We start from the raw sequence: 6,451 nt of genomic DNA, 5'->3' as shown, positions 1-6,451 counted from the left end.
AGGTGAGAATAAAAGAGAGGCAAACAATAAGGCCGAAAAAGAATTCAAAGTTAAAAAAGTTCATTTTCATTATCCTTTACTGATAGAATCATTCCCAAATCGATTGTTGAGCGCGGATTCCGTAGTAGAATACAACGCCATTTGTATCAAAATATGCATAAAGACTATAGTTTTTCCATAATGCATAGTCTTTTGTTTGCATAGTCAAAGCATAATAGCTCTCATTCTGAATTTCTTTATAGTTAGCGGGTTTTAAAGAGAAAATATCCGTGATTTTTTTGGTTTGAAAGTCGGAAAGGGAGAGTGCGGTTAAGTTTACCCGGTTAAATTGGATTTCTGCTAATTGGGCGCAATCTCCGGGGATTTCATAATAGGTAATAGTACAATTCTTTAATGCATCCTCGTCCTTCCAGGTAGGGGTCACACTCATAAAACCGTAGGATTTTCCGTCCTTTGTAATTTCCAGATATTCACCGTAATAAAAGGGGTCATTTCTTTTGTTGGTGACTATACTTTCAGCGCTTTTCCCTGCAAAAGAAAATCCTGCATCGATAAGCGAAGAGGCCTTTGTGCTGCCGACAATCAGTTTCGTTACGTCAATTTGTGCGGTTAGGGGGCTTTCCGGAAACCCCATGGTAGAGACAAAGGAAGCCAAAAGGGAGCCGGAGAAGAAGGCTACCCAAGAAAGTGCATTGGTTGTGGAATACCAACGACGGGCTTCCCTGGAAGAATGAAAAGTCATTATAAAAAACTGAAAGAGGGAATGAAGTATCATGGCTAAAAGCACAATAAGGAACTGTAGCTTACAACATTGATAGACAGCTGCATAGTAGTTTCCGCTTTTGTAATACAAAAAAGCAAAGCTTAGAACATTGGAAAGAAGCCAGAAAAAAAGGAAAATGTTGGCATCTCGAAGAGCGGTGGAAGTAGTTGCATTTTCATACTTCACATGCACTCTTCCCTGAAAAGCCTGCCCGAATTTATAAATCCACCGAGGGACTTCCCGGTTTTTCTTTACGCCGTATAAAAGCCGAAAATAAATATAAAAGGTAAGGAGAAAAGAAAGGCATACAATAAGAGCGAAAGATAATGCAAATCGAAAAGAATCCACTTTTTCTTTCTCCTTTCCTATAGAGTATTTTTCTTAAGTAGTGTCGTAAGCGAAGAGAAGCCTTGGCATTTAGCATCTGTTAACGAAAACAGTATAACATTTTTATGATGTGGACGAAAGAAATAAACTGCGAAGCGTAAAATGAAAAAATAGGAATCCCTCAACGAAAAAAGAGCGAATCGAACAGTGAAAAACCACAAAGTTCAAAAGAAAAAAATACTAAGCACGCAATGAAAAACTTACTCTATTTCAGGCGAATCATGGTAAAATAAACCGATTATTTTTGTAGAGTTTAGAGGCAGCTTGAGGGAAATAGCGGATTTTTTTGACTACGAAAGTTTTTAATAGGAGTGAGAGACTTGCTGAAAATCTTTATTTTAGAGGATGAAAGAATACAACAATCCCGCATTGAAAAGGTGATTAAGGAGCTGATTAGTAGGAAAAGCTTATCTTGTAAGGCACCGGAAATCTTTGGAAATGCCGGGCAGCTTCTTAATGCAATTACGGAAAGAGGTTCTCATCAGCTTTTCTTTCTGGATATTGAGATTAGAGGAGAGGAAAAGAAGGGGCTGGATATTGCGAAAGAAATTCGAAGCAGGGATCCCAATGCCACTATCGTATTTGTGACAACTCATTCGGAATTTATGCCGATTACCTTTCGCTATAAGGTTTCGGCACTGGACTTTATTGACAAAGCTTTGGATGAGGAACATTTTTCCGAGCGTGTGGAGTCGGCTATTTTGTACACGTTGGAAAAACTTGGCGCTACTGTATCGGAGGATTCTTTCAGTTTTGAAACGGCCATGGCCAGAGTGCAGGTTCCTTTTCATAAAATTTTGTATTTTGAGTCTTCGCCTACCGTCCATAAGGTGATTTTACATACCAAGGAGGAAAGAATTGAGTTCTATGCAGGTCTTTCCGACCTGGAAAAGGCGGATTCCAGACTGTACCAATGCCACCGCTCCTTTGTGGTCAATCCGGAGAACATTGTGAAGATTGATAAAGAGGAGAAAATGGCGATATTCGAGAATCAGGAGAGCTGTCTGATTTCCCGTATGAAGTATAGAGGACTTCTGGAACGGATGAAGTCGATGAAGCAGTAAAATATTTTCAGAGAGGAGAATGTATGGAATCTATGATCAATCTGACAATTGAATATGTGAAAATCGTCAATGTGATGCTATTCTATCGTCAGATTAGCGATGAAAATATGCCTCTTTGGTCTTTTCTTCTTGTTCCGGTTCTTTTTGAGCTGTTGTTTTTCTTTTTTCCACCGCTTGCTTTCTTTGGGTATTTTGTGAGTTTCGTGCTGTACAGCTTCTATCGAAATCGGGAGAAAGACGGAGGGCTGAAGCTTTTTTACGGCCTTTATCCTATTGTTTTAGAAAGTCTGCTGGGAAAGCTGCTGGCCTTCTATGTTTTTCCGTTCTTTGGCATTTCCGTTTATAATGAGGCGAGTATCGGCGGATATGATCTTCTGATTGAACTTCTGGTTTTCCCCCTCTATCTTGTTATTATAAAGTCCCTGAAAATCAATTTTCAGGAGCTGAAGGCAGGCTTTGCGCGTGGTTTTTTTCGCCGATTTTTACTGCCGATCAATCTCTCGATGATGGTTTACACTGTTTTGATTACGGCCTTTTTGATGCTGCGTGACAGATTTTCTTGGGCGGACAGCCTTCGGGGACAGCTGAATAATCTCTATATCATTATCTTTTTCGTGGTGCTTTTATATATCAATGCCGTTTCCAAGGAAAGACTGGAAGCGGAAGTTCTGGAGCAAAAGGATAGTGAGTTAAAGGCACTTTCCGAATACAGTCATCATGTGGAGGAGTTATACGGAGAGATTCGCAGTTTTCGCCATGACTATATGAATATCTTAACCAGCTTGAAGCTGGGAATTGAGCGGAAAGACTTTGACAGCATTGAAAACATTTACAATACGGTTCTTAAGGACAGCGGAAAGCCCTTTTATAGCAGTAAATTTGACCTTGCAAAATTAAGCCGGATTGAAAATGATGCGGTAAAAAGTGTCTTATCCGTGAAGCTCCTGGAGGCCCAGAGTAAGGGGATAGAGACTTCTGTAGAGATAGAAGAAGAGATTTATGATTTTCAAATCGAGTTGCTGGATTTCATCAAGATTCTTTCTATTCTTTGTGACAATGCCATAGAGGGATGTCTTACTGCCGAAGCACCGAAAATCGCTATCGCCTTGATTCGTGAGGAGAGAATGCTCATTTTGGTGGTGGAAAACAGCACAAAGGCGGAAAAACTGGAGCTCTCTCCTATTTTCGAGAAGGGGTATTCCTCTAAGGGGGAAGGCAGAGGACTTGGTCTTTATAACGTGCATACGATTCTGGAAAAATACCCGAAATCTCTAATCAGTACCCGCAGCGCCAATCATCTTTTTTCTCAAACCATTCAGTTTTGCAAATAGACCTTGGAAGCCTTGTCTAAGGTCTATTTTTGTGCGTTCTTTTAAGTGATACTCCTTTCAAAAAACTTTTTTTGCTGCTATACGATCCTCTTTCAGTCTGTTTTTTTCGGAAAAATACCGTTCGCGACAAAATAAGTACCATTCACGACAAGCTTATTTTCTCTTCCGAAACACATTCTATAATGAGCCTCGTAAACAAAAAAGAAAGGGAGGTTCACTGAGATGTTTAGAGTAGATGAAATCAAGAAGTCCTTTAAAAATAAAGAGGTATTAAAAGGGGTTTCCTTCTCCATAGAAGAAGGAGAAAAGGTCGCTTTACTGGGGAATAACGGAGCGGGAAAGAGTACGCTGATGAAAATCATTGCCGGTCAGCTGGAGGCAAATTCCGGTACTGTGAAGACGGCACTGGATTATCAGACAGAAATCGGCATGATGCCCCAGGGCGATATTTTGATCGATGATTTGACAGTTTCGGATTTAGTACAGCTGAAAAGTGCGATGAATCGAATTGCAATAGATGTGGATAAAGCCTTGGAAAAAGTTTCCTTGCAGGATTTTAAAAAGCAATATGTGGGCGGTCTTTCCGGAGGGCAAAAGAGAAGACTTTCCTTACTGCTCAGCATTTTAAATTCTCCGAAGCTGATTTTTCTGGATGAGCCAACAACCGGAATGGACTTAGAATCCGTAGACCGGTTTTGGAAGCTTCTAGAGAAGGAAAAATATACTTCGGTGATTGTTACCCATGATTTTAACCAGATTGATCACTTCTTTACGAAGGTGATGATCTTAAAGAATGGACGAATTGCAGCAGCTGAATCCGTAGAAGAGATTCACCGGCAGGGAAAAACGATTGAAGAGTTTTATAGAGAAAAGGTTGAAAAGGAGGCCTAAAAATGATTAGCATGATTCAATTAAAGCAGGTGTTACGAAACAGAAGATTTGTCTTATTTACGATTCTTCTTCCACTGGCCTGGTATATGTTCTTATACAATATTCAGGCGGATATGCTACCGAATATTATGCTGGGGATTGCCGTGTTTATCGGTATCATCGGAAACAGTCTGGCAACCTTTAGTAAAAGAATCTCCTCTGACATCGGTTTTTATTCCTTTGAATCCCGATTTTCCAACTACGGGATAAAAAACTATCTTTTGGACCAGACCTTCGTGCAAATCGTGTTAAATACCTTGATTTTTGTTGTGGTTTTGTGCGTTGCGGCAGTATTTGCCAAATTCCCGATTAACGGAAAGCTGGGCATTCAGTTTTTCTTATTGACCGTCATGGGCATTTACTTCAGTATTATCGGCTTTGTACTTGGGGTGAGACTGGATGCCAAGCTCATCGATACAGTGGGATTTCCGGTCATTATTCTGGCAGCTTTGACCATTATGCCCTTCGCAAGCTTCGGAGCGGAAAGCGGATTTATTTCCCTTGTTGCCAAAGTACAAAGGATTTTCCCGGGCTATTATTACACGAATATGATGAATGCAATCTTGTCCGGAAATGGAATTCAGCTAAAGGATATGCTGCTCTTTATCACAACATTTGTACTGAATATCATTCCTCTGTACTTCCTTGTTCCCAAGGTGAAATTAAGTAAGGCAAAATAAGAGATATTATGCAAAGAAAGAAATTCTATGCAAAGAAAGAAAATCTATGCAGAGAAAAGCGGAGTCCTATGACAATCCTTCGTTCTTATGTAGCATCTCCGTTACTTCGTTTGCAAAGTCCATGGCATAGCTTATCTTCCTTGCCGCGTCTTCCATTCGCCATGCCATGAATTTTTTCTTGTCGTCAGGAGCGTCGAAGAAGTACTTATCGTTGTAATTTGCAAAATATATGCGAGATTCGTTTATGTAAAAGGAAAGCTTGCGGCGGGAAGTCATGCTGTTAAACCATTCGATAACAGTGGGGCTTAAGAACTTCCTTGCAGATAGTTCGTCTGTGCAGTAAATGTTGTAGTGTTCGTTATGCTGTATATCTTCAACGTCGATTTTATTGCCGTCCTGCGTGGTGCCAAGATAGCCGTCTTCCGTCTCAAAGTTAAGGAAATGCTCTGTCGGAACAATCCATAACTTTCCCTTTGAAGAGAGCGGGTTCTTTATGGAATAAACCTGTCCGAGAAAGTCGGTAATATCATCGTAACCGTTATCTCCTTTTTCGACGCTGAATGCATATAAATCTACTATTTCAAGATCTCTTTCATCATGGAGTTCCAGTATTCCGGATTGAATATAGTGTTCTGCAGAAGGTACGACTTCTTCTATATTATTCAAGGAGATATGATGTTCCGTATCGACTTCCGCTGTAGGATACAGAGCTTGTAGGATCGGTGTAAGAATTTCTCGCTCGTAAAGACTGCGGAGCTTTCGCTTTTTCTTTCTATCCAAGCGGTCAACAAAAAAGCTATAAAAAAAGGCAGTGAAGAAATAGAGTGCCAAAGAAAAGAGAACCAAACAGGAGAGTAGACGCAAAAACTCATGCATAAAATCGCTGCGGGGAAGGATACCCTCATCTACCAGGGTCATTAAACCATAAGTGATAATCAAGCTGATAAAGGGCAGAAGCATAATTAGAATTAAATATTTTTTTACTCTTTCCCTCCAAGTGATGATATTTCGTATGGCTTTCCAACCATGTTGTAACTGAGCCGTATTCTGAAGCTCATTTATTTTCTTTAGTTCTTCTTGACTTAAACCCATTTTTGATCTCCTTTCTTTCCACTCGTATCATAAATGCTTTAAATAAAGAATTCTTCTCTTTTTACCATTACTTTTATTGTAATGGTAAAAAATAAATTATTCTAGAGATTTTTAAGTATAACATAGGAGAGTTCTATACGTGATATAATAAATTATCTTTTTCTAGAATTTTGATTCGATTACGTCGTGAACCGGAGGAGAAAT

Annotated in this window: 6 protein-coding genes; 4 read left to right on the top strand and 2 right to left on the bottom strand. The window is 39.7% G+C overall.

The window, feature by feature from the left end; translation table 11 throughout:
- Positions 1-88: 88 nt before the first annotated feature.
- Entirely contained in the window at positions 89-949 is an 861-nt protein-coding gene (locus RDQ32_RS06775) for a hypothetical protein (RefSeq protein WP_308579625.1), read from the bottom strand.
- Between the two features lie 512 nt (positions 950-1,461).
- On the opposite strand from RDQ32_RS06775, the gene RDQ32_RS06770 reads away from it, so the two are divergent.
- From RDQ32_RS06770 to RDQ32_RS06755, 4 genes are all read left to right on the top strand, one after another.
- The gene (locus RDQ32_RS06770) at positions 1,462-2,214 is read left to right on the top strand and encodes a response regulator transcription factor (RefSeq protein ID WP_308579624.1); all 753 of its coding nucleotides are present in this window, start codon (positions 1,462-1,464) and stop codon (positions 2,212-2,214) included.
- Positions 2,215-2,237: 23 nt separating this feature from the next.
- Entirely contained in the window at positions 2,238-3,545 is a 1,308-nt protein-coding gene (locus RDQ32_RS06765; protein ID WP_308579623.1) for a GHKL domain-containing protein, read from the top strand.
- A 222-nt stretch (positions 3,546-3,767) separates the two neighbouring features.
- A complete protein-coding gene (locus RDQ32_RS06760) occupies positions 3,768-4,436 on the top strand; it encodes an ABC transporter ATP-binding protein (protein WP_308579622.1) in 669 nt (222 codons plus the stop codon).
- Between the two features lie 2 nt (positions 4,437-4,438).
- Positions 4,439-5,155 (top strand): ABC transporter, encoded by a 717-nt coding sequence (locus RDQ32_RS06755; RefSeq protein ID WP_308579621.1) that lies wholly within the window; start codon positions 4,439-4,441, stop codon positions 5,153-5,155.
- 66 nt (positions 5,156-5,221) lie between these two features.
- Here RDQ32_RS06755 and RDQ32_RS06750 read toward each other — a convergent pair whose 3' ends face one another.
- On the bottom strand, positions 5,222-6,247 hold the full coding sequence (locus RDQ32_RS06750) for a DUF3137 domain-containing protein (RefSeq protein WP_308579620.1): 1,026 nt from the start codon (positions 6,245-6,247) through the stop codon (positions 5,222-5,224).
- Positions 6,248-6,451 lie beyond the last annotated feature (204 nt).

It is taken from the genome of uncultured Oribacterium sp. (assembly GCF_902481605.1).
Taxonomy (GTDB): Bacteria; Bacillota; Clostridia; order Lachnospirales; family Lachnospiraceae; genus Oribacterium; species Oribacterium sinus.
This window is presented reverse-complemented; position numbering and strand designations above follow the sequence as displayed.

Bases quoted from the DNA above. Each gene is read 5' to 3' on its own strand.
- RDQ32_RS06760 (WP_308579622.1), top strand. From the start codon at position 3,768: ATGTTTAGAGTAGATGAAATCAAGAAGTCCTTTAAAAATAAAGAGGTA.
- RDQ32_RS06755 (WP_308579621.1), top strand. From the start codon at position 4,439: ATGATTAGCATGATTCAATTAAAGCAGGTGTTACGAAACAGAAGATTT.
- RDQ32_RS06750 (WP_308579620.1), bottom strand. From the start codon at position 6,247: ATGGGTTTAAGTCAAGAAGAACTAAAGAAAATAAATGAGCTTCAGAAT.
- RDQ32_RS06765 (WP_308579623.1), top strand. From the start codon at position 2,238: ATGGAATCTATGATCAATCTGACAATTGAATATGTGAAAATCGTCAAT.